Below are 23,598 nucleotides of genomic sequence, written 5' to 3' on the forward strand. Positions count from 1 at the left end.
CAATACTATTTTCATAGATTTTAGCAAAATGTGTTACATTTTGTATCTAATTAGTTCTTTGTTCCTATTTTTAATCTCCAGATATATGATGGTGAATTTCCGTTAAAACATGCCAAACACAGGATGAAAACCCCGAAACAGAGCGAAAAAGAGAAATCGATATCAAATCCCGCATGAACCAGAAATATAATAATCAACGGAAGATAAAGATGAGTAACCGGACTTTTCCCCCTCAGAGCGCTCCATACTGTAACTCCTACAATACCCAAAAAAAGCAGCAACCCCGCAACTCCCACATCCAATACCAATTGCAGATAATACTGATGCACATATTTCACAAAATACCCCGGGGGATGCAACGCTTCCCACCCTCCGCCTCCAAGACCTCTGTACCAGAACCGGCTTGCCATCTCGAAACCGTCTTCCCAATATACACGTCGCAGCTTTAACTCAGGTGTATTCCAGTCCCAACGCATTAACCTGCCGCCGATGCCAGCCCATAACACGACAGCCACTGCCGCAACAGATGCTAAACCCAGGAAGATCGCAGTCCTCTTGCGGTTTTCTCCCCAAAACACTGAAACCATAATCGTATAAATGAGCCAGCCCCCGAAAAGTAGCAGCACCATTCGCGATTGCGTTTGAATGAGTCCTGCCGTCAACACGAGGATGGGCAGCCACATGATTCGGTCACCGCCAGACGATAAAGCCCGCCAAGCTACAGCAATCCCCACCAATAAAAGAATAGCCAAAGTATTGGCGTAACCGAACGTGGATTCCAGCCGTCCATTCCGGAACAGATGAAAAAACCAACCCCATACCACCAGGAAAGTCCCCACCCAAGCAACTTGACGCATAAGCCGCCATTGCAAAGTGCTTGTTAAGCGGGAAGCCAGAAAAGCTACAGGAAACACACTTGTGATTTTGGCAGCCTCCTTGACAGCGAGCGAAGGACTTGCGGCGTACAAGCAAGCACTCCAGTACAGCGTAACCAGCAGCGCAAGCCCCAGATGAAGCCAGGTCAGCTCGATTTTTTTGTCCCGCCAGATGGTAACACCCATGGCCATGACTAACCCCAGTCCGGATACAACATAAGATGTTGGGAAAAAGTAACCCCCGCACAATGCGCCAACCCATAAGTAAGCCGTCAGGACCCAGAACGGAAAGTTTGGAGTTTTTATAGAATGGTTGTTTATTGCTACATTAGACATGATGAGTTTCCTTTGCTTATGTTTTATAGTTTCAAAAATAGATAGAGACCGCGCCATAAATCAATAATATGCCCATCGTGTAATTAAACGGTCTTTCATATTTGGATAGAAATTTCCTGAATACGAACCCGAAGATAGCCCAGCAGGTGTTGGACAAGAATGTAACTACCGCCAACAAGACAGCAAACATCACCAGGCTGATGCTGGATTTATAAAACGGAATGATAAACGTCGATGCCACGGTTAACGCATATAAGATTCCTTTGGGATTCATAAATTGCAGCATGACACCCGAGAAGAAAGAATTTCGCCCCTCATCCTCCGGATCCTTTTCCTTAAGTGTACTTCTCATGATCTGGATTGCAAGATAGACCATATACAAACTTCCGCAAAGACTCATCGTTAACTTAATTTCAGGCATGTATTGGTACAAAATGATATGCCAAATATGAACCGAAGTGTTTTCTTAAAGCCGTACTGGTGCGCATTGGACATCGACAGCAGATTGTTAGGACCCGGCGTGAACGTAGTGACAAAAACATATAACAAAAACGGAACGATTAACATGTAAACCCCCTCCTTATATGCTATACTTGAACAAAATGTACGTTTTAACGTCTGTGCTTTATGAGTATACATATTGGTCGTTATATAGCACAAGGGGGTTTTGTTTTGGAGAATATTAATATCGTCCTTGCCAAAAATCTCAAAATACTACGAGAGCAGAAAAAGTTAAGTCTGGATAAAGTATCGGAACTAACAGGCGTCAGCAAAACGATGCTCGGTCAGATCGAACGCGAAGAATCCAATCCAACCATTAATACCGTGTGGAAAATAGCGAATGGGTTGAAGATCTCTTTTACTTCATTAATTCATGACCCTCAACCGGATACCGTCATTGTTAAGAAAAAGGAAATTCAGCCGCTGGTAGAAGATCAGGGGAGATTCAGGGTATACCCTTTCTTTCCTTATGAAGAGGGACGGCGGTTTGAAATGTATTCCGTGGAAATTGACAAGGGCGGATCCTGGAGTGCCGAGCCACACCGTGAGGGAACGGAGGAGTTTATCACCGTATACAAGGGTTCGGTTACCGTTCGCGTGGACAACGAGGAGTACACCGTGGAACAGGGAGATTCTATCCGTTTTCGGGCGGATCGTCCGCATGCCTATCATCATTCCGGCGATACGAAAACTCGATTGACGATGGTGATTCATTATAGCTGACAACTTAGTACAATCAACCTAATAAACCATGCCATAGGATACATGTTTTAAAGGTATTTATAATGATACAGTTTGTATCATATAAGTTATTTTATTACATATGGAGGTTGGATTTAATGAATGTACTTAGAAGAACGCTCTCGTCCCTGCTTCTGTTCGCTATAATTTCCCTTTTGGTCCCTTTACAAGGTATTGTCATTGGTGCCGCGGCTCCGGTTCAAGACAAACCACCCTATATTGGCATCCGGTCCCCTTATCCAAATAAATTCGTGACTTCCTCCGTCTACATTAATGCTTATACGGCAGATGACTATTCTCAGGCTTCACTTAAGTTATACTCTAGTGATTCATCAACAAGTTATTTTCTGGCAAGTAGCCCAAATGGTATTATTCAACAAGATATATCCATGAAAGGAAATTTTGGGAAACAGACCCTAACCTTTGAAGCTTACGACGGTAAACAATATACTCGAACCCTCTTTCCCATTTACGTAGACCCTAGCCTCCGGCTAAAGAAAGAACAGAGCGTAGTTGGACGCATTCTTGACTTCAATGAAAATCGAATTCTCTATGTAAACATCTACGGAGCTTTCACTAAGAACCGACACACCGGGGCTAACACACCCATCAAGATAGCCCGAACGATCCTGAACGGAAAATTAACCCCTCTAGGTTGTCTATTGCAAGATAGTACCGGTTATATGCACGAATATAAGAATGGTACCGTATTATCTTTAAGACATCACGGTTATGAAACGTTACAAGTGAAGGGCAAATACGCTTTATATAAGAAGTCCGTCAATCATACGGAATTCTATCTGCGAGACATGTTGACGGGAGTCGTAAGTACTGTTGTTGAAAAGTACAGCGGTAAAGCCGAACTTCTGGCTAACGGTGACGTGTTATATCTTGATAAGACCACCGGTTTTATGAAGTATAGTGAAGGAAAGGTAACACTATTACACAAACCTGATGAAACACCAACCGGATTCGTTTATGACGGCGTGAACCTGATGTATGAGACCGTGCATGATACACATAATTTCAAGTTGTATTATAAAAAGGGATCCAATGCTCCCATCCTGTTACACACGTATCGTTTCCACCGCAGAACGCCTCATATCCACTATGAAGTACATAACGGGTGGGCTGCTTATAGTACAGCGATGAACAATGAATTTCAAGCCACGATGATTAATACACAGGGGTTACAGAAAACGGTTATAAATTTATCTAACATACATCAATTTGGAACCGAAAGAATTCATATTCATGATGATGGCCAGATTATGGTTGACGCGGGGTTGAATCATTATACTTCAAGCTACAACCAACCTGTAGCTGCTAAGTTTGCCTCAAGCTTGGACAATGCTAAATATATAAACAACAAGCTATATGGGTCCTTTGCTGACACCGTATTGAGCGCCTTGGCGAGCAGTAACAGCCCCTATGTTTCATCATCACCACTTGGGGAATATACCCCCCCAATAGACAAAATTGTGTTAAAATACAGCGGGAATATTGTACCAGGGCCTGCTTTTGAACAAATCGAATTTTACAAAAGCAAGGAAATTAATGATGTAACTATTACAACCACCATTCGCAATAATGAACTTACTTTACAGTTCTCTAAGTATTTGTTGGTAGGATCTTATTTTGGTTTTACTATTCCTCAGCGAGCTCTCACAGACGAGAACGGTACACCAACGGATGCTTATGCCGTAAGCCAGGATTACTACATTCGTTAGACCTTAAATTAATCATATGATACTACTATTATTTTCTAAAAATTAAGAACAAGTTCCAATTTTAACACCTCCATATATTCAGTAGTTAAGCCTTATACTATTGGATATTTGGAGGTTTATCTGTGCTGTGATGCAAATGTATTTCTTCGACTGGCCAACATGCGCTCAACATGAATTGCACCAAAGTTGGGAAAGTTTACATTTTGGAAACATGGCGATATATCATTGAAATCATTGTTGGGTAAGGTATGAGTAGGAACTGAATACAACTTACGGAGGACATCCATTATGCATACTCAACCATCTTTCCCTGTTCAAAAAGTTGCATTATCCGCCTTGGCGGTGTTAACACTCGCTTTACAGGTCGGACCTGTCGCATCCACTTCCGCAGCGGCATCTGATGCTCAACCTGTTGCGGTTACCAGTGCGGCTGCATCCAATCAAGTTTATAACAAGTTTGAAGCATTACTGAAAAAAGGGCAGCTGCAGCAAGCCATTGACTACCTGGATGCGAACATCGGCAAAGCCTCTAAATATCAGGCGACGATCATGGTGTTACATTTAGAGAACGCGCTTGTGAAAGCACTACCGGGGAGGGTCGACAAACTGGCTAAACCCGAGTGGCAAACCGAAATTAGCAAAGTGTACAGACCGGGGGATTCGTTCCAGACGGTAGCTAACAAGGTAAAGAATTCAAGCCTGCGCACTGCATTAAAAGACGCATCCGAAATGAACTATCGTCTGGAAACGGCGGAGGGATTCTACTTCCCGGTCGTGCGTTATGCCGCATTTCAGAAGTATGGAAATTACATCACCGCTGACATCAAAACCTACCTTGACATCATGACCGCGGAGTCCGAAAAAGCCGTGGCCAAAGACGCCGCGCTGTTGCTGGGTTATCAAGAACTGGCGAACCGCGCCTTGGCTCAGGAACGATTCGTTACGATGTATCCGAGTTCCAACCGTACAGCCCAAGTGAAGAATCTCCTTCACAATTACAAAACAATGACATTTTACGGGCTGAACAACACCCCTCTCTTCGATTACGAGACCAAAACGATGCAGGCCAATGCCAAAAAAGGCTACACACTCATCCTGCAAGCGAATAAGGGCAAATCCTCGGGTTACCTGAAGCTGCTTCAGCAGTTCATGGACGTTGTAGCGGAACATGATTACAAGCTGACGCCTGAGGTCGAGAAATTTCGTAAGGTGAACGTGCCTATTTAATCTTCGTGGACAAAAAAGCCTGTTGGCACCCATGGTTAATAGCATATAGCCGCAAAAATAGTCCGCTACCCGGTTTTAACCTGGGGCGGGCTATTTGCGCGTTTGGAGCATCATGTGAAAGCCGCTTCGTCCGGGAGTTTATTTTCTTCTAAGCCCTCAAATGCCGGATTTCCCATTGAATCAGCTAAGTGTATTACTACTGTTCCCTGTCACTTTGGTTGTGTGATGTGTTCACTTCATGACAAAAAAACATGGAGTAAGCAGTGCCGGCTCGTTGCCAGCACTGCTTACTCCAATGATTCTCACCAATCAAGCCTAAGCTGAGTCAATGGGATATCGCCATCGATCACCCTTTGCTGAGTCAAGGGGATATCGCCTTTTTTCGCCTCAGAAAGACATACAAAGGTAGCTCAAGGACCCGAATTCATAGCTGCGGTGGATAACCTGCGGCTTCGTTTCCGGATTCCCGCTTCCATAAGCAATCAGGATCGGCACAAAATGCTCCGCACGCGGCACCGCGCGACGAGCTTCCGGAGCCAACTGCATATAGTCGAACAGCTCCTCATTCCGGCGGCTCTGCATCCGCTCGACGATCCAGTCGTCAAACGCAACCGCCCAAGGCTCCGCCGTCTGGCTGCCCCAGTCCAGAATACGCAGATTGTGCACCGTCGCCCCGCTACCGATGACCAGAATGTCTTCCTCGCCCAGTCCGCGTAACGCCTCGCCAATCGCAAAGTGCTCAGCCGGATCCGCATCCGGATTCACCGAGATTTGCACTACCGGAATATTCGCCTCCGGAAACAGACGGGACAAGATGACCCAGGAGCCGTGGTCGAGTCCGCGTGAGAAATTTTGTTCATGTGCCAATCCGTTACGTTTCAATCGCTCCGCTACTTTACCTGCCACTTCCGATGACCCGCGCGCCGGGTATTTCATAGCGAACAAGGCGTCCGGAAACCCTCCGAAATCATATTTTAAGCTTTTAAATTCATATAAAAATAGATATTCCCTTTAACAATTTGTACTTTTCGTTTATTAGTTGAACGGGATGGAGGCTCTTATGTCTACCGCGTACCATATTTCATTAATTGGAATGAATACTCCGCATCATCCGGACTTTGTCATTGACCGCCCCCAGGGTGAGGGATGTTATGTGTTACTGTGTTTCTCGACCCCTTTCTTCACAAGAACGGAATCCGGGATCGAATACGGTTTGCCCGGCGATTGTATTCTGTATGATCCGATCTTCCCGCAATATCACGGAACGGTGTTACCCGCAGATGAAGGGTTTCGTAACGATTGGATGCATTTCGGCGGCCCTATCATTCCGCATTGGATTACTGCCTATGAACTGCCTGTAAATCAGCTGATCCGAACGAATCAAAGCCTGTTTCTCCGCAGCCATTTTAAATCCATGGATTCGGAAATGTCTATGAGCCGGCCGTTCTGGGAGCGGAAAGTACAACTCATCCTGGAAGATGTGTTCTTCACCTTGGGAAGGTATTCCGCAACGTCATATCAATTGGAACAGTTCAGCGTTTCTGAACGTGAATACCAGCAGCCTTTTATAGAGGCAAGGACCGAAATTCATCGGGAATTCAGTCGGCCATGGACAGTAGAACAGATGGGGAGTCTTGTGAATTTAAGCGCGGAGCGATTCTCTGTGTTATATCAGAAGTTTTTTCGGACAAGTCCCAAAGAGGATCTGATCGCAAGAAGGATCGAGGAGGCGAAGATTCGATTGATCAACAGCCATGACAGCATGGAGGTTATCGCGGCGGAGTGCGGGTTTAACAGCTTGTACTACTTTTCTAAATTGTTCAAAAAGCGCATCGGTAACTCACCGACCCTTTACCGTAAAGCCAAATAAATGAAGAACCCCGCAGATCGAACGCTGCGGGGTTCATTGTCATTTAGAATCTTTTTAGCTCCAACACGTTTGCATCCAAACTTCTCACTATCATCGTATCGTTAACGACTTCAAGAACCGGACCTTGCTCATAAGCTTCCCGCGCATGTTCCGTCTCGGTACCGGTGCTGACGAAGATGGAGGAAGCGATCCAATGCGTACCCGGCTCCAGTTGCTTCGTTAACATTGGCAGGATGGTCATGGGGTGAATCAGATTGGTGTTTGGCTCGGGGTGAAGCAGCACGGCTTTCATTTCTCCCAGCAATGACTTGATCCCGGTACCGCCCCAAGGAGATAATGCCGCGATCTGTTCATCGGATTGGATAAGCTCTCCCGTATGGTACGGCGCGTGATTCCGCTCTCGGGGAATGGCAAATCCGCCTTCCGCGATGTCCAGCTCACGGGCTGTCTCGATGCGGTGAATCCGGACATGCCATGGCAGCCCCGGCACAAGCCAGGAGCGCACCTCAACATCCTTCCACGGCTTCCACCGTGAGTAGATCAGCCGATCCTCGATGCGATACTGTTCACATCTCCGGCGGGTGCGGTAGAGATTGTCGCGCTCCGCCAAGGCCAAGTCGTTGTCGTAGGCGCCTTGCTCCAACCCGAAGTTGCCCTTAGGCACACTGAAGCCCAACACATTGGAATAGGCGAACTTCGCGTATTTGGCCGACGTATGAGCCGGCTCGAAAGCGGCATGCTGCCCCGAAGTAAAGGCGACCGCGTGATCGCCCGCCTCGTTCCGGCATAAGGTCATCCGCGCTTCTTCCTGAACCGACACCGGCGGCAACTCCGGCAACGTAAGTTCTTCCGCCATCCAGAACGGATGGTCATCGGGAAGCGCCAACGGGATGAAGGATTTCAACGCCCAGTAAGGAGATCCCGGCGCATTGTAGCTTTCAGCCATGATCAGGTTCGGGTAGGCGTAACCGATCGTAAGGATGCCTTCCGTGGTAAAGATGGGTTGCTTAAACCACCAGCGAAGATTCCGCAACAGCAAGCCCTTCATCTCGCCCCAAGGCACAGCTTCCACGTCCGCGAAGGCAAGAGCGCCCCAGAAGCAGCTTTGCGCGAACCTGTAACTGAGACTCCGTCCGAAAGCTAATGCGGCTCCGTCCGCCCCAAACCAATGGACAAAGTCCTTGGCGAACAAAGCGGCGCGCTCCTTATACGTTGCGCTGCGAGCGGGATCCTCTTGCTCCATCACCTTCGCGTAGATCAAGCTGTAGAAGTGAAAGGCGAACGGAATATAATAATCCATCTGCTCGGTGTCGCCGTCTTTATACCATCCCTCGGACAGGTAAAATTCGTCCAGACGGTTCAAGTCCTGCTCCATCCGGTGCTCATCATATTCGGCGCCGACCTTCTTCAACGCCACATTGACCAGTACTCGGAAAAACAGCCAGTTCGTATCCACGGTAACCCGCTTGTTCGTCTGTCCCATCCAAGCGGTCAAATTCGCTTTTTCCTGCGCGTTCAGCGGTTCCCAGCAATGCTCCGGCGCGAGAATGAGCGTAAGAGACAGCGAGGCGAGCTCCACCATCTTCTGATCACAATCATGCAGATCATGCCAATATTCCGCATGGTTCGGATCCGTGCCGCTGCGAATGCCCCGGAGATACACATCCCAGTGCTCCCAAGACCCGCCGCCGCCCATGAGGGGAGCCAAGCCCCATAACGGTCTTGCGAATCCTTCCATCCGAGCTGTTCGGACGGACGCTCTGGAGGCGGTGGGCCCGATGTCCAACATCGAACCATCCGGGCTGTAATAAGGAACCAGAGGGTCGCACAGGTCCTTGACGGCCTGGGCGAGATCTTTTTTGCTTATTAAAGGGTTGGCGGCCAGTAGTTGATCATTTCGTTGCATGGAGTTTCCCCGATTCTTCGTCATCGTCATCCTCATTCTACCAGTACAACGCCCAGTCCTTCTTCAGTCGGACCAGCGCTTCAAAGTAATAATAATCGCCCCAGATGTTGCACTCGTCAATGCCCTTGTCATGCGGCTTAGCGTACACGGCGTGCAATAATACACCGTTCGATTCCGGCACATCTACGCTGGTGTAATGGTCGGCCAGGGATTTCACCATCGACATCGCCGCATTCTCGTACAATCGCTTGTCCGGATCCGTTAACGGCAGATGCTTGGCAAGCTCCAGCAAGCCGCATGCCGCGATCGCCGCGGATGAACTGTCGCGCTCTTCCGGTCCGGACGTGAATACCAGATCCCAGTAAGCCACATCATCCTCAGGCAGGCGGTTGATAAAGTAGTTGGCTACTTTTTTGGCCAGATCGATCAAGCCGTTGTCTCCTGTGTAAATATAGCTAAGCGGGAAGCCGTAGATGCCCCAAGCCTGCCCCCGCGCCCAGCAGGACTGGTCGGAGTAACCTTGAACGGTTCGGCCGTATTTCGGTTCGCCGGTATAGATATCCATGAAGAACGTGTGATAGCTGGATGCATCTTCACGAATGATGTACTTCTCCGCCATCTTCACATGAGTGTAAGCCGCGTCCGCGTATTTCTGATCCCCTGTAACTTCGCTGGCCCAATAGAGCAGCGGCAGATTCATGCAGCAGTCGATAATCATCCGTCCGCCGTTCTCGGGATCATCCGCACCGCCCCACGCCTGAATAATGCCCGCTTTCTCGAAATAGCGCTCCATCAATAAATCCGCAGCCTTGATACCGGTTTCCTTAGCCTCTTCACTGTTCGTTAGCTTGTACCCGGCAACACTCGATAACGTATACAGGAAGCCCAGATCGTGCGTACCGGTGTGAATTCGTCCATCGACCCGTTCCTTGTAGCTCTCCAGCTGGATCTCCGCGACTTTGCGGTATTTCTCATCGCCTGTCACTTCATACGCCAACCACAGCATTCCCGTCCAAAAGGAGGATGTCCATTCGACATTGTCAATCGCCGGATAGACGTTGTTGACACTCGCGGGGGCTGGATATTGGTGAGTAAAGGTTTCCAGATTCTCATCGATTTTCTTTAAAATATAAGAGATAGCATCATCACAAAATGCTGCGGTAACAGCAGGGGTTTGCTCGTACTTGGCCGCATGGCGAATGCCTTCATTACGTACTTGATATACTTGGTTCATAGGGATGATTCCTCCATTACTGTAATCTTTGAGAGTTCCTGCCGCAGGGCTTCCGTCATGTTTCGCTGCAACTTCTCGACCCGTTCTTTCGCTAGTACAGCTTTCTTCTTGGCTTCTTCAAGGTTCGTAGCAAGGCCAAGGACCGCCGGAACAACTTGGGCCCGCTCCTCGGGCAGATCCAGATCGAAGAGCCACTCGTCCAGGCCGATATCCCGCCACATGATGCCCTTCGTGGATTGCTCTTGCCACCGGCATACGATGGCGGGGATCCCGTTGCCGATACACATGATCGGCGAATGCATTTCGCTGCCGAACAGTCCGGCGGAACGAACATAGACGCTTAATGCCTCATCGGGTTGCCAGAAATGCTCGCGCCACACCACACGCGGCTTCACATCCTCAGGCAGCTTGTCGTACAGCATCTCCTTAGTAAGTTCCATCTGAGTCATGTCTTCAGGGCAGATCAGCACCTTCAGCGTTGTATTCCTGACAACTTCGATGATCGATTGACGCAACTCCGCATGATCCTGTTCCTTCATCGCTTCATTCCGGGCGTGTTTCTCTTCGTGGAAAGGGACGTCTTTCACCTCCCAGAACGGGGTGTACCGGTATCTGGAGATGCAGCAGAGAAACCGGCCGTGTTCAAGACCGTTCTCAGCCAAGAAAGCCTCGGCGCGGGCATCGTCCCGCAAATCAACGGCGAAAGCGCCATCCGGACCGAATGCCATCAGCGGACTGGTGATGCCGTCGCTCTTCGCTTTCTCGAGGGAGACGGAATCTCTGAAGTAGATGAACGCGGCCTGCGATAAGATGCGCTGCACATCCGGCCAATTCGATTCATTGTAACCGCCGTAGGTAATGCCGAACACGCCAGTGGGCTTGCCGTAGTGCCGGGTGTAAGCGTCCATATCCTCGTGCCCGACGAGTAATGGACCCGAGCCGTGAAGCAGGAAGCCGCTCCGATCCAGCGCTTCTTGAAGCTGCTGGTTATCGGCCCGGCCGTCGTTTCCGATGCGTCCTTTGACGGTCTGAAGATCAGGGAAGCGCTTGCGAATAGCCGCTTCCGCTTCCTCTGTAAAGCAATCGGACGCCCAGAGAATAACTTCCGTCCCGGGCAGATCGCGCTCCAACAAAGTGAGCACGCCGGGTGTATGCGCAATATCCCCGATATTTATAACCTGCCAGGATGAACGAAGAAGGATGGTAGTTTTTCTGCTCATGATTTCACCCCTGTCGAGGGCACCACATACACCTGATCGTTCTCTACAACGACGGGATATCCCCGTAACTTGGTCGATGGATCAGCCAGATGCTCTCCGGATTTCAGGTCGAATTCCCAGCCGTGCCAAGGACAACGAACCACTTCGGAGTCTTTCCCGTATTGATACTGGTACACATCCGAGAGCAGGTAAGTCCCGCAAACCGGACCTTCACAAACCGGAGCTGCCGCATGCGGACACAGATTACGGTAGGCGTAAAATTCCCCGTCCACATAGAAAATGCCCAGCTCCATGCCTTTTACATTCGCGATCACTCGCTTCTTTTCCTTAATGTCAGACGCGTTTCCTATAAGATGACGTGTTGTCATGTTCCGATTCCTCCTATCCCTTTAGCTCAGGCCGTATAGTTTAATGGCGTTGCCCGCCTTGATTTTGTCTCGCATTTCTTTCGGAAAACCCTTTAACACCATTAACGGATTATCGAAATCCCAGTGCGGATAATCCGTGGAGAACATCACCATGTCCTCAGCGCCGGTCATTTCGAAGATCTGCACCAGGTGCTCCGGCTTCGCCGGTTCTTCAATCGGCTGGGTGGTCAGTCGAATATGCTGTTTGATATACTCCGATGGCATCTTTTTCAGCCAAGGCGTCGTATCCCGCAACGCTTTGAAGTTCTTATCCATGCGCCACATCAGATGAGGTAACCAGGCGATGCCGCCTTCAATGGCAACGAATTTCAGACCAGGGAATTTCTCGAACACACCTTCGCAGACCAAGCTGTTGACATGCGTCATATAATTGATCGGCAGGATGTTGTGCCATTCCATATAGCGTGTAGGGATGCCTGACGGCGTCGGCGCACCCGCGGTTCCGCGGCCTTCCGTGCCGGGATGAATGGCAATCGGCAACCCGTGACGTTCGGCGGCTTCATAAATCGGATGATAGAATCGTTGGCCGTAAGGCATACGGGCGCCGGAAGCCATAATGACCTGAATCATGTCCTTGTTGGAAGCCATTCTGTCAATTTCCTTGGCGGCCGCTTGGGGATCGGAATTGTTGATCAAGATCGACCCCTTGTAGCGAGGGCTGACCTTAAGCCAAGTATTCGAAAGCCAGTCATTGTAAGCTGAGGCTATCGCATTCGCATAATCCGGGTCGACATGCAGGGAAATGCCCAGAATACCCGAACCGGTCAGAATCGCGTAATCAATGTCGTATTTGTCCAAATGGTGCTTTAACATGTACTCCGGATCGGATCCGGCTTCGCCGCCGGAAGGAGGGGTTGCGTCTTTACGCATCACACCGATCGGGGAGTGAAACGGGTTACCGACCCCGGACCCCGTCCACAGCCATTGTTGATGCCACTCTCTTGCCAGATAAGGAAGTAGATTCTCGTTCGCGCCTATAGCGTTATGGACATCTGTATCAATCAATTTAGGCAATTCTTTCATGCTGGTTCGCCTCCGGTTATGGTTTGTATATCCTCATACTAACCAGAATTGAGGCAACGTTGAATAGAGAATAATGTGAAATAACTGGAGTATTGTTTGATTGAAAAAGTCACTTTTCTGCCGATACTTCGTCTATAATGGAATTTGGAATGATATAGCTGTATTTTTGTACTTAAAAAATAAAGAGGTGTGGGTTAACGATGTGGAATACGGAGCTGCTGTCCCAGTTAAATCCCAAGATTATAGAGGTTGTATACCGGGACAAGCCCTTCTGGGAATCCAATGATTATGTGCTGGCCAGGGGCCAGACAGGGATCCATACGTTGGTGTGGGTTGAATCCGGCGAGGGTTCGCTTCGATTGAATCAGCAAGCTTATGAGCTTGTGCCCGGCACTGTTTTCATCATGATTCCCGGACAAGAAATGGTCATTCGGACCGAGCCGACAAATACGCTTCACTTCATTTCTTTTCATTACTATCCGGCATTTGTAACGTGGGAAGGGAAGACGCCGCGGATTTCCGAAAGGATGCCGGACCATTTCCAGTTCAGTCCCATTGTCCAGTTGGAAGTATCGTCCCGTGTAAACCGTTTGTTTCGGGAAGCCTATGAGACCTGGCATGAGAAGAGTTTGGGGTATGAATGGCGGGCGAAGCTCCTGTTTCTCCGGGTATGGAATGAGCTGTCCAAGTTAAACTCCGTGTCGGCCGAAGCCTATGGGGAAGATCTTCAACAGTCGATTGAGCATTGCATGGACTACATGAGAGAGTATTATCAGGAGAAAATCACACGCGGCGATCTGGCGAAAGAAGCGGGATTATCGGAAAGCTATCTCTCCACCGTGTTCAAAAAACATACAGGGATCTCCCCCGTACAGTACCTGAATAAGCTTCGTTTGGATGCGGCCAAAAGATTGCTGCGCACAACAGAGCTGCCCATCGTAGAGGTTGCCAGGCTGTCGGGGTATGCGGACTCGTTCTATTTTGCGCGTATGTTTGCCCGAGAGATTGGGATGTCGCCCAGTGAGTATCGTAAAGCTTAACTGAAAGGCTTATGCATAGGGTATATTTTAATATGATATAAAGTTATAAAATATGGGGTGTGACGGATACTTATTGGAACTGGAATGCTGGGTTATCCCGAAAGCTCAGTGGTTTATTTACAAGTGTTTTTTGAGCATAACGAAAATTATGTTTACTTGATTCTTCGGGATAACCCAGCATCCGCTGAAATGCATGTAATACGTGGCAGTTGCCCAAGCAACATATCCAACAGAGACAAGAATTTTTTTAAGAAAAGGTAAATATGGGTAAAGTATAGGCATTAGCATTCCAAAATGTACCTATCTTAAGGAGAATGACCATGTCATCACTTACTTTACTGCGTGATCCGAAGCAGCGTAAGCTCATGTTCAGCGCGGGACTCAGCTGGTTGTTCGACGCGATGGATGTGGGCATCATCTCGTTCATCGCGGCCGCGCTTGCGGTGGAGTGGAAGCTGGACGGGGAGCAGATCGGACTCCTCGCGGCGACCAACTCGATCGGCATGGCCGTGGGCGCCGCCGTTGCGGGCTCGATGGCCGACCGCTACGGCCGGCGCGCGGTGCTGCTGTGGACGCTGCTGATCTTCTCCGCGGCCAGCGGGCTGTCGGCGCTCGCGACGAGCTTCGCCTTCCTCTGCGTGCTGCGCTTCATCGCGGGCTTCGGCCTCGGCGGCGAGCTGCCCGTAGCGTCCACGCTCGTGTCCGAGTCGGTGCGGCCGGATGACCGCGGCCGTGCGGTGGTGCTGCTCGAAAGCTTCTGGGCGGGCGGCTGGATTCTGGCCGCGCTCATCGCTTACTTCGTCATCCCCGCTTACGGATGGCGCACCGCCTTTGTCATCGGCGCGTTTCCGGCGCTGTATGCCCTGTACCTGCGGCGGGCGATTCAGGATCCGCCGAATTTCCAGCGGCAGCGGGTGAAGCTGCCGTTCAAGCAGCGCTTCGCGTCCGTCTGGTCGGACAAGTACCGCAAGTCCACCATTACGCTGTGGATTCTGTGGTTTACCGTCGTGTTCTCTTATTACGGCATGTTCCTGTGGCTGCCGACGGTGATGGTGTTGAAGGGCTTCACGTTGGTGAAGAGTTTCCAGTACGTTCTCATCATGACGTTGGCTCAACTTCCGGGCTATTTCACCGCCGCTTACTTTATTGAACGTTTCGGCCGCAAGTTCGTGCTTGTCGTCTATCTGCTGCTGACCGCGGTGAGCACACTGTGGTTCAGCAACGCCGATACCGACGGGATGCTGATAGCGGCGGGGATTTCGCTATCCTTCTTCAACCTCGGTGCCTGGGGCGGCATGTACGCTTATACGCCGGAGCTCTACCCGACGGCGATTCGCTCCACGGGCGTCGGTTTTGCGGCTTCGTTCGGCCGGATCGGCGGCGTGATCGGGCCGTATCTGGTCGGGGTGCTGGTGGCGCGTGAGGTCGCCATTGCCTCGATCTTCACGATCTTCTTCGTGGCGATCGTTATCGGTGCGCTGACGGTGTTGTTCTTCGCCAGGGAAACGAAGGGGTTCGACCCCGACAAGGATGCCCCTGTGTTGGTGCCGGCGGAGGGCACGGTACGCTAAGAGATTCGATCCTGTTCGTCAGGGTCGGATTTTTTTTTGTAAACGGAGTTAACTATCTTATTTGCTCATCAATCAACCAATCTCCCCTTAAGCGCGCAAGGCCTTTTGAAGCCAAACGATCCACTGCAACATATGGGCTTCTTGAAATTTTTGGGGATTATAACCGCTTAGCTTATGTATTTGTTCCAGCCTATAAAGCATGGTATTCCGGTGGATACCGAGCATCTTGGCGGACTCTGCAATATTAAGATCGGATGCAAAAAACGCCTTAAGGGTTTCCTCGATTTTGTCATCCCAGTACGCTTTGGACGCTTTAATAAGTTTTTCCTTGGTCTGGCTAGGCAGTTCATGAATGATAAGGGGACCTTGAATCTGGCGGTATGTGAGGACTCGTTCATCCTTGCTTGGGTAGCGAAGCGCCGCTTCCGCTTCTTCAAAGCTGGAACGCACCTCATGAAGCGATTGGATTAAGGATCCGATCCCCATGCGATAGTCTGATGTATAAGAGGTTACAACCTGGCGTACCTGATCAATATTATATGATAACGAAGAAGACGCATTTCCATAGCACAATAATAAGGTTCGATGGGGACGATAGGCGCTTAGGAAGACGGACCTGTCTGCTATCCCCCGACTCATTACATCAAAAAATCTCTCTGCGGTATTAAACTGGAGAGAGGATTCGTGTTCAATCACAATGGCTTGATATGGGGGGGTGATGCTGCATCCAATGGCTTGAAGCCGCTGACGCATATTCCCCTCATCGATTTCTGTACTTTCCACAAGTTCCTTCAGAATCCAGTCGATATGCAGCTGCCTCCATTCCTGCTGCAGCTTCAGTTGGCTCTGTTTAATCATCAGCTCTGTAGTCATCTTCACTAACTGAGCAACCGGTTCAATCTGCTCCATCCTTCCTGAAATTCCAATGACACCAACAACCTGTCCATGAATGATAATCGGTAAATTCAATCCGGGCTGAGATCCCTTCCAGCGGGATTGATTTGTTTCATCGATCAGCAGTTCCTGGCGCTGTCGAATAACGTAAGCTGCCGCGGCGTGATAATGTCCAAGCCTTGATGAGTCGCCGGAAGCGATAATATACCCTCTCGCATCCATGACATTGATGTTGAAATGCGTACGGAACATCGTTTCCCTAACAATCTCCGTCGCTAGCTCATTTGTAATCAAAAAGTTCACCTCGAATGAGTGTTTATATGTGAGTAGTTGTGAGTATTATACAAAAATTATCATAATTTAATATGCATTTGTTGTGCATATGTGCTAATGACTTTATGAAAATTATACTCTAAGATCAATTTATCGGTAATCGGATAGGAGGTCAGCCCATATGAAATTTCTTATCGCATCGGATTCCTTCAAAGGCAGCCTGACTTCTCTACAGGTCGGAAACATCATGTCGCAAGCCATAGTGGAAGAAATTCCAGACGCCCAAGTTAGAATCATTCCGATGGCGGATGGAGGGGAGGGCACGATCGATGCCGTAATTGGCGCCGGTCGAGGAGACCTGATTCCTGTGTCTGTTACGGGCCCCCATGGAAGTAAGGTGATTTCACATTACGGAAAACTACATGCGCATGGGGCACAACCTGAGGCGGTAGTTGAGATCGCCAATATTTGCGGATTAACGATGGTAGATGAGGGGCATAGGGATCCGTTAATGGTGTCCAGCAGGGGACTTGGAGATATGCTGGTTGCTTTACTCGACCAAGGAATCCGGCATGTTGTCGCAGGCTTGGGAGGAAGCGCATGCAATGACGGCGGTATGGGAATGCTGGCTGCCCTTGGCGTACAATTTTACGATGAGCTGGGACATGAATTATCCGGCAGCGCCGCGGATTTGCTAAGAGTTGCTTCTGTCGACTGGAGCCGAATGGATCGCCGTATTATGGATACCGAGCTAATCATTGCCAGTGATGTAACCAACCCTTTAGTGGGTCCATCCGGAGCCACGCATGTCTTTGGTCCGCAGAAGGGACTCCTTCCCGAGATGATTGAGCCGTTAGATCAAGCTATGGTTCGATATGGAAGACTGCTGGAGGTTGGAAACGGCCGCGATTCTGATCAATCACTCCTGCTTTCCCCTGGCTCCGGCGCAGCGGGAGGACTTGGTTTCGCTCTACAAATCATAGGTGGACGTATCGTTCCGGGAGCTGAGAAAGTTGCTGAACTGACGGGGCTGAAGAATGCCGTCCGGGAAAGCGATTGGGTCCTGACAGGGGAAGGCAGGAGCGATTACCAAACGCTCTGCGGCAAGCTTCCCAGCTATGTGAGCACATTGGCAGCGGAGTCTGGAAAGCCTGCGGTGCTTATTTCCGGCAGTCACGGTGAAGGCGTCGAGTCGCTGTACGCTCATTTTGCCGGTTGTTTTGCCACAGTGAATAAACCGGCGACACTCGCACACTGTATGCAAGAGGCTGAGAATCTATTACGGCAATGTACACGAAATGTGGCACGGTTAATTGATGCCAGTCGAAAATTCAGATAAAAGGAGTTCTTCCCCATGAACATTGTTGTGCTAGATGGATATACCTTGCAGCAAAATGACCTTAGTTGGGCACATCTGCAAACCTTAGGTGATGTAACCGTTTATGATCGAACCGCATCCGAAGAGATCCTAACCAGAGCTCAAGACGCAGATATCATTTTGACCAATAAAACACCTCTAACAGCTGAAACACTGGAACACTTGCCCCGGCTTCGTTACATAGGCGTTCTAGCCACCGGCTACAATATCGTTGATGTGGAAACAGCCCGCAAACGCGGGATACCCGTGACCAATGTGCCTGCTTATGGGACGAATTCCGTGGCACAGTTCGTATTTGCGCTGATTCTTGAGCTCGCTCAGCAGGTAGGGAAGCATGCTTCTGCCGTTGCTTCGGGAACATGGGCTAACTGCCCCGATTTCAGCTTCACGTGCACACCATTAATGGAGTTGGCTGGCAAAACGATCGGGCTGATCGGGCTCGGTAAAATCGGAAACCAAACAGCGGTGATCGCCCGCGCTTTTGGGATGAAGGTCATTGCTGTAGGCAGTGGACGCAGATCACCTGCGCCTGTCGAAGGTATAGAATGGGTGGAGTTGCCGGAGCTGCTGACACGTTCCGATGTTATAAGTTTGCATTGCCCACTTACCCCGGATACATTCGAATTGATCAATAAAGATCGGCTTCAGCTTATGAAATCTACAGCATATATAATCAATACATCACGAGGACAGATTATTGTGGAGCAGGACCTTGCCGATGCGCTCCATAACGGAGAGCTTGCAGGCGCCGCTTTGGATGTACTGTCTGTAGAGCCTCCTCATCCGGATAATCCGCTGTTACACGCACCAAACTGCATCATAACACCGCACATTGCCTGGGCAAGTAAAGAGGCGCGCGAGAACCTGATGGACGCTGCTGTTGAGAACGTGCGTCAGTTCCAGGCGGGGACACTGATTAATGTGGTTAATTTATAAAATAAATCGTGAAAATTGGAACCCAAAAGACCTGGCGCATGCGTCCTGCGGCAGGTCTTTCTGTGGGATGTCATCCTTTGCGCTATCCCTTGCGATATGCACTGGGGGACAGTCCAACTTCGCGAGTGAACAGCTTGGAGAAATAAAGGGGGTCCTCGTAACCTACCTCGGACGCCACCTCGGATATCGGAGCAAGTCCGCTGAGCAGGAGAATTTTGGCCTTGTCCATTCGGACCTTATGCACATATTTCACATAGCTGTAACCCGATATTTTCTTGAATAATAAGGCAAAGTAACTGACGGACATGGAGCAAATACGCGCCATCTGGTCCCGGTTGACAGGCTGCTTGTAATGGTCATGTATGTGCTCTATGGCCTTTCGGATGGCTTCCTCGGCTCTCAGTACCGCCAACGACGGAGCCGCTTGTTTCTTCTCCATCCCACCCAGCAGCTCCATTAGGAGAATTCGGGACCGCCATTCATACCCGGGCTGCTTCCCGTTCCATAACTGATGCAGCCTGCGAAACTGCTCCTCCGCCCCGGACACGGGATCCAGCGCCAGCATATGAGGCATAGGGATCCCGGATCCGGATTCCTTGGAGGAAATGGACATTCCTTCCCACTGCGCCAGCCGATAGTCGAAATGCACGGCAACGTATAGCAGCGGATTGGCTTCATTCGTCGTAAATTTCATGCTGCTGCCCGGCGGTGAAATCTGGTAATAGCATCCGGGGCCCAAATCATAGGAATTCCCGTTAACCTCCAAAACGCCATATCCCCGGACGACAAAACCCAGATTGCACATCCTGGTGGAGTGGATGGTCACTTGATAGGCGTGACTGCGCCAATGCTCCTCATCCCGGAACAATATATCATGAATCCGGGGGGTGAAACGATTCATAAAATCCTGGTCCATCCTGATCCCTCCATGCGTAAGCATGAAACATTAGAGCGCTACTCTACCATTATAAAGTCTACGCCAATCGAATCAAGGTCAATTCCAACGGCTTGTATAAGCGCTGTATATACGATGAACACGTTCATTCATCTTGTTCTTGAGGAACCCATTGGCCTCTTTAATGTGAGTCTTCAGGGTGATGATCAATTCGAAATTCGGATCGGAGAACCTTCCGGTAACAACCTCGTCGATCTGCGGTCTCCACTCTTCATATTGGTCAGCAATCCGCAGGGCGGCCATCATGGAAAAGCTGAAAAATTGGAAATACAGTTCTGTCCGGTCAAAAATAAACTCATCATTGCTGCTGTCAGCCTCAAGCGTCTCCATGAACGTTTCATTTCTCATGAAGCGCATTAACTCAGGCATGATTTCAAGGTCTTTCAGACGCCCCAGTAAATAAATAGCCGCGAAGAGATGAGGTTGGTTGTATTTACGGCTGGTTCGCGGCAAATATAAATCCCGAGAATAAACAATTTCGCGCAGGACGGGCAGGGATGCGCTTTCCCCCATTAAGCCCAGTGCAAGCGCACTGTTCTTCCGGAGCAGAGGCTCGTCGTGTTGATCTGTCCACTCCTTTAAAGAAGCTATGATAGAGCCGCCCAATCGCTTCGCTGACCAGATGGCAATCCCCGGTTTATCACCTGAGAGGCCCTCTTTAATGGCTTGGGGATCTGTCAGCCACTTGGAAGCTGGAATCGGCTTCCGTTCATGGTCCTCTTGGGGAGTAATCTCTTGGAATTCCAAAGTTTGCCCGACCTTCAGACATTTCGTCTCGACCAGTAATTCCTTCAGCTTGGCATAGGGAACTTCCTTGACATGCACATGATCCCGAATGGCCAGGTAGGCGATATTGGCGGCAACCTCACCGGATTTTTCCATATCCCTCTTCTGACGGATCGCGGAGGCAATATCGTGATCCAGCGAAATACAGCGTCCCGCCGCGAGCAATCCGTCAAACCCCTGGGGAATTAACGCCCCCATAGGAACCGGAACATTCATGTTTGGTCCGAACAGACTCGCCGCGACCAGCCAATCCTGCTGATTTTCGCTTTCGAATGCCATATCTTTTCCGTGATTGTCCAGATTGGAGAAGCCAAAGAATACAGGCTCCGCAGTTAATCGGTCCTCCAGCACATCCGCAAACGTGACCCGTTCTTCACCGACGATTCTGCGGCTCTCCCGAATCCCCAGTAAAGCAGCCGTTTTGAGCAGGAGCGCTTCCCCGGTGAAAGTCTCTTGCAGATGCGTACCGAGCAGATTGGAGTCGATAATCGCCTGGGTCACGCTGTCGGGATCCGCAACATGAATGTAGCCGGAATCGGTATAGAAATTGCCCACCGCTCCGTTCGGGTAGAGCTTCATCTGAACATTCGAGAACGGCTGGCATTCTCCGTCAAGCTCTCGTCCCATATCCAATGCACAACCGGCAAGTTCACAAACCTCCGCATTGCCCGTACTGTCTATAACAACGCTTGCTGAGGTCCGGTGAATACCGGCCGGGGACACCCAGCATAAGCCTCTGACCTTGTGCTCATCCCGGTAAACCCCGATTACAAACGATTCGTAGCTTACCTCCGTACCGGCTTTTACTGCTTGGGTATCCATAATCCAGTTCTTGATCTCAGCATGGACTCCTTGGAACGGGGCGAAATCGTCCTGCCTCTGATAAGCAGCAACCTGACTGTCGATATCCTCAAATATGCCGCCGCGGTTCCCATAGTAGTACCCCACGACGCCGCCGACAGTTCCTGTCCCTCCCATGCAATTCAGGCGCTCAATACCCAACACGCTAAGGCCTTTTCTGGCCGCGGCAATGGCAGCCATGGAACCCGCTGTCCCAAGCCCTACCACTATGACATCATAATGCTTCTCGAATACACCGTCTGCGGGTAAAGCTATAATGCGGCCATCCCGTTTCTCCATGAGCTGCATGATTAGAAGCCCCCTTTCCCATAATGGAAGCCTTGATCGAAGGCTTCAAGAGGGGATGCGTAATAAGCCGAGGGAAGCCATTCCCATCCTGGAGCGATCTGTTGGCAACTGTCCTCGTACTCTATATCAAATTCCTCCGCATGTGTGACGAATGCATACGGCTGCAGCGAAAGCGGCCGATTCAACCAGAATTGGAATAGTCTGTTCCTTGCTGAAATCCAGTCTTCATGGGGATCCAGCGGAAATCGGAGGAAGATTTCGGAATCAAACCGGCCGCGTCGAGTTTCATATCCCTCGATCTCGGCAGCATCTAAGTCCTTCGTCTTTCCCTTGATCATGACATTCAGGCTCTTTGCCTTCACTCGAAGGCATTCTGGCTTGGTGGAGCAGGGGATAGAAGTATCCACTAAAGTGTCTGTTGTTATGCTCCTGAGTCCCGAGGCATCATAGTACAATACCTTAAATTTCCCTTCCTGCCTGCTGACGTCTACAATGGAAGACTGCATTCTCACTTGGAGACGGTGTTCCTTAATGTGCTTAATCATGACAGGCATTAACCCGGGAAGGTGGAGGCTGCCTTCTTCACTCATGATGTTCCGAAGCATTAGTTCTTCACGGATCTCCCGGCTGGTTGAAGATTTCTCCGCGGAAATCCACGGGCGGTTCATCTTGAAGCTTCGGATAAACTCGCTGCCGACGCTGTTGCCGGACTCCAGCACCACGGCTTCGGCCCCCTTGGCGGACGCCAGCCCCAGGCCCAGCATGGACGCTCCTATAATCAAATTCGGTACGTGGTCAACTTGTTGCATATGCCAAACCCTCCTGCTTTGTGTCCCCTGAAATGCTTAGATATCAAGTTATCAGGGGGGTTAGGATGTGATATATGCTCCATTATACGCCGGGTCCACCAGGAGTAAATGGACGATCCAAGTTGAAATATGGAGGATTCTCCACTCATATCAAAGGCTTGTTACGCAAAGAAGATCCGATCCTGTGATCAGGATCGGATCTTCTTTGCGTGCATAGCTATCGGCTATATTTCTTCCCCTGCGATAACTGTTGTTTGCAAACTTCGCACTCTGTCTTTATGTTGTTCGCCCCAGTCCTTCATCAGCAGTATGATAGGCTCCAAAGTTCTCCCAAACTCCGTGAGAGAATATTCTACTTTGGGAGGAATCTCTTTATATACCTCGCGATGAATGATGCCGTCCCGCTCCAATTCTCTTAGTTGTAGAGTAACCATACGCTGAGTCATATTAGGCTCCAATTTTCGAAACTCATTGAACCGTTTTGTGCCGTCAATGAGATGATATAGGAGGAGACCTTTCCACTTACCGCCGATGACATCCAATGTGATTTCCACAGGACATCCTTCAAAGTTAGAAGAATCATCAAATTCAATCTTTCGATTTCTCATGTCGATCACTCCTAATAGTATACTCCTTGATACTATATGCATTGAATGTGCGTACTTACTATATTTCAGTATACAACTTATACTGAAGTCATATAAGGCGGTAAGCAG

Annotated in this window: 21 protein-coding genes and 1 pseudogene; 8 read left to right on the top strand and 14 right to left on the bottom strand. The window is 49.6% G+C overall.

Translation table 11 applies throughout. The annotated features are described in order from the left end of the window. Positions 1-50: 50 nt before the first annotated feature. From SY83_RS04455 to SY83_RS23720, 3 genes are read right to left on the bottom strand one after another with little or no spacing between them, the layout of a single operon-like run. A complete protein-coding gene (locus SY83_RS04455; RefSeq protein ID WP_197479972.1) occupies positions 51-1,211 on the bottom strand; it encodes an O-antigen ligase family protein in 1,161 nt (386 codons plus the stop codon). 31 nt (positions 1,212-1,242) lie between these two features. Then, the gene (locus SY83_RS04460) at positions 1,243-1,632 is read right to left on the bottom strand and encodes a LysE family transporter (RefSeq protein ID WP_331709984.1); all 390 of its coding nucleotides are present in this window, start codon (positions 1,630-1,632) and stop codon (positions 1,243-1,245) included. Next, positions 1,614-1,778 (bottom strand): hypothetical protein, encoded by a 165-nt coding sequence (locus SY83_RS23720; protein ID WP_331710011.1) that lies wholly within the window; start codon positions 1,776-1,778, stop codon positions 1,614-1,616. Before SY83_RS23720 ends, SY83_RS04460 begins: the two co-directional genes overlap by 19 nt. A gap of 60 nt (positions 1,779-1,838) precedes the next feature. On the opposite strand from SY83_RS23720, the gene SY83_RS04465 reads away from it, so the two are divergent. From SY83_RS04465 to SY83_RS04475, 3 genes are all read left to right on the top strand, one after another. Beyond that, positions 1,839-2,435, top strand: coding sequence for a helix-turn-helix domain-containing protein (locus SY83_RS04465; protein ID WP_082882318.1), 597 nt, complete (start codon positions 1,839-1,841; stop codon positions 2,433-2,435). A gap of 116 nt (positions 2,436-2,551) precedes the next feature. After that, a complete protein-coding gene (locus tag SY83_RS04470; protein ID WP_068604631.1) occupies positions 2,552-4,183 on the top strand; it encodes a hypothetical protein in 1,632 nt (543 codons plus the stop codon). Positions 4,184-4,471: 288 nt separating this feature from the next. After that, positions 4,472-5,410 (top strand): hypothetical protein, encoded by a 939-nt coding sequence (locus SY83_RS04475; RefSeq protein ID WP_068604633.1) that lies wholly within the window; start codon positions 4,472-4,474, stop codon positions 5,408-5,410. Between the two features lie 387 nt (positions 5,411-5,797). Here the strand turns inward: SY83_RS04475 and SY83_RS04480 are convergent. Next, positions 5,798-6,382, bottom strand: a pseudogene (locus SY83_RS04480) (DODA-type extradiol aromatic ring-opening family dioxygenase); the annotation flags it as partial. An 88-nt stretch (positions 6,383-6,470) separates the two neighbouring features. On the opposite strand from SY83_RS04480, the gene SY83_RS04485 reads away from it, so the two are divergent. Beyond that, on the top strand, positions 6,471-7,280 hold the full coding sequence (locus SY83_RS04485) for a helix-turn-helix transcriptional regulator (protein WP_068604638.1): 810 nt from the start codon (positions 6,471-6,473) through the stop codon (positions 7,278-7,280). A gap of 43 nt (positions 7,281-7,323) precedes the next feature. On the opposite strand, the gene SY83_RS04490 is transcribed toward SY83_RS04485, so the two are convergent. From SY83_RS04490 to SY83_RS04510, 5 genes are read right to left on the bottom strand one after another with little or no spacing between them, the layout of a single operon-like run. Then, positions 7,324-9,210, bottom strand: a complete 1,887-nt coding sequence (locus tag SY83_RS04490; protein WP_231891375.1) for a DUF2264 domain-containing protein — start codon at positions 9,208-9,210, stop codon at positions 7,324-7,326. Positions 9,211-9,223: 13 nt separating this feature from the next. Next, on the bottom strand, positions 9,224-10,420 hold the full coding sequence (locus tag SY83_RS04495; RefSeq protein WP_068604640.1) for a glycoside hydrolase family 88 protein: 1,197 nt from the start codon (positions 10,418-10,420) through the stop codon (positions 9,224-9,226). Then, positions 10,417-11,640, bottom strand: coding sequence for a polysaccharide pyruvyl transferase family protein (locus tag SY83_RS04500; RefSeq protein ID WP_068604641.1), 1,224 nt, complete (start codon positions 11,638-11,640; stop codon positions 10,417-10,419). Before SY83_RS04500 ends, SY83_RS04495 begins: the two co-directional genes overlap by 4 nt. After that, positions 11,637-12,008, bottom strand: a complete 372-nt coding sequence (locus SY83_RS04505) for a Rieske (2Fe-2S) protein (RefSeq protein WP_068604643.1) — start codon at positions 12,006-12,008, stop codon at positions 11,637-11,639. Before SY83_RS04505 ends, SY83_RS04500 begins: the two co-directional genes overlap by 4 nt. A 21-nt stretch (positions 12,009-12,029) precedes the next feature. Further along, positions 12,030-13,091 carry an amidohydrolase family protein gene (locus SY83_RS04510; protein ID WP_068604645.1) on the bottom strand — a complete coding sequence of 354 codons (1,062 nt, stop codon included), beginning with the start codon at positions 13,089-13,091 and terminating at the stop codon, positions 12,030-12,032. A gap of 200 nt (positions 13,092-13,291) precedes the next feature. Between SY83_RS04510 and SY83_RS04515 the strand changes: the two genes are divergently transcribed. Both SY83_RS04515 and SY83_RS04520 read left to right on the top strand, forming a co-directional pair. Continuing rightward, positions 13,292-14,131 (top strand): AraC family transcriptional regulator, encoded by an 840-nt coding sequence (locus SY83_RS04515; protein ID WP_068604647.1) that lies wholly within the window; start codon positions 13,292-13,294, stop codon positions 14,129-14,131. 320 nt (positions 14,132-14,451) lie between these two features. Next, entirely contained in the window at positions 14,452-15,702 is a 1,251-nt protein-coding gene (locus SY83_RS04520) for an MFS transporter (protein ID WP_068604649.1), read from the top strand. An 87-nt stretch (positions 15,703-15,789) separates the two neighbouring features. On the opposite strand, the gene SY83_RS04525 is transcribed toward SY83_RS04520, so the two are convergent. Continuing rightward, on the bottom strand, positions 15,790-16,890 hold the full coding sequence (locus SY83_RS04525; protein WP_157279785.1) for a CdaR family transcriptional regulator: 1,101 nt from the start codon (positions 16,888-16,890) through the stop codon (positions 15,790-15,792). A 160-nt stretch (positions 16,891-17,050) separates the two neighbouring features. On the opposite strand from SY83_RS04525, the gene SY83_RS04530 reads away from it, so the two are divergent. Continuing rightward, positions 17,051-18,208, top strand: a complete 1,158-nt coding sequence (locus tag SY83_RS04530) for a glycerate kinase (protein WP_068604651.1) — start codon at positions 17,051-17,053, stop codon at positions 18,206-18,208. A 15-nt stretch (positions 18,209-18,223) separates the two neighbouring features. Beyond that, positions 18,224-19,183: a D-2-hydroxyacid dehydrogenase gene (locus tag SY83_RS04535; protein ID WP_068604653.1), complete on the top strand. Its 960-nt coding sequence runs from the start codon at positions 18,224-18,226 to the stop codon at positions 19,181-19,183. Between the two features lie 82 nt (positions 19,184-19,265). Here the strand turns inward: SY83_RS04535 and SY83_RS04540 are convergent, their stop codons facing one another. The 4 genes from SY83_RS04540 to SY83_RS04555 form a co-directional block, all read right to left on the bottom strand. Then, positions 19,266-20,099 carry a helix-turn-helix domain-containing protein gene (locus SY83_RS04540; RefSeq protein WP_068604655.1) on the bottom strand — a complete coding sequence of 278 codons (834 nt, stop codon included), beginning with the start codon at positions 20,097-20,099 and terminating at the stop codon, positions 19,266-19,268. Between the two features lie 78 nt (positions 20,100-20,177). Continuing rightward, positions 20,178-22,064, bottom strand: coding sequence for an FAD-dependent oxidoreductase (locus SY83_RS04545; RefSeq protein WP_231891376.1), 1,887 nt, complete (start codon positions 22,062-22,064; stop codon positions 20,178-20,180). Between the two features lie 11 nt (positions 22,065-22,075). After that, entirely contained in the window at positions 22,076-22,882 is an 807-nt protein-coding gene (locus tag SY83_RS04550) for a hypothetical protein (RefSeq protein ID WP_068604659.1), read from the bottom strand. Positions 22,883-23,106: 224 nt separating this feature from the next. Next, positions 23,107-23,490: a winged helix-turn-helix transcriptional regulator gene (locus SY83_RS04555; RefSeq protein WP_068604661.1), complete on the bottom strand. Its 384-nt coding sequence runs from the start codon at positions 23,488-23,490 to the stop codon at positions 23,107-23,109. Positions 23,491-23,598 lie beyond the last annotated feature (108 nt).

This window comes from Paenibacillus swuensis (genome assembly GCF_001644605.1).
GTDB lineage: Bacteria > Bacillota > Bacilli > Paenibacillales > DY6 > Paenibacillus_N > Paenibacillus_N swuensis.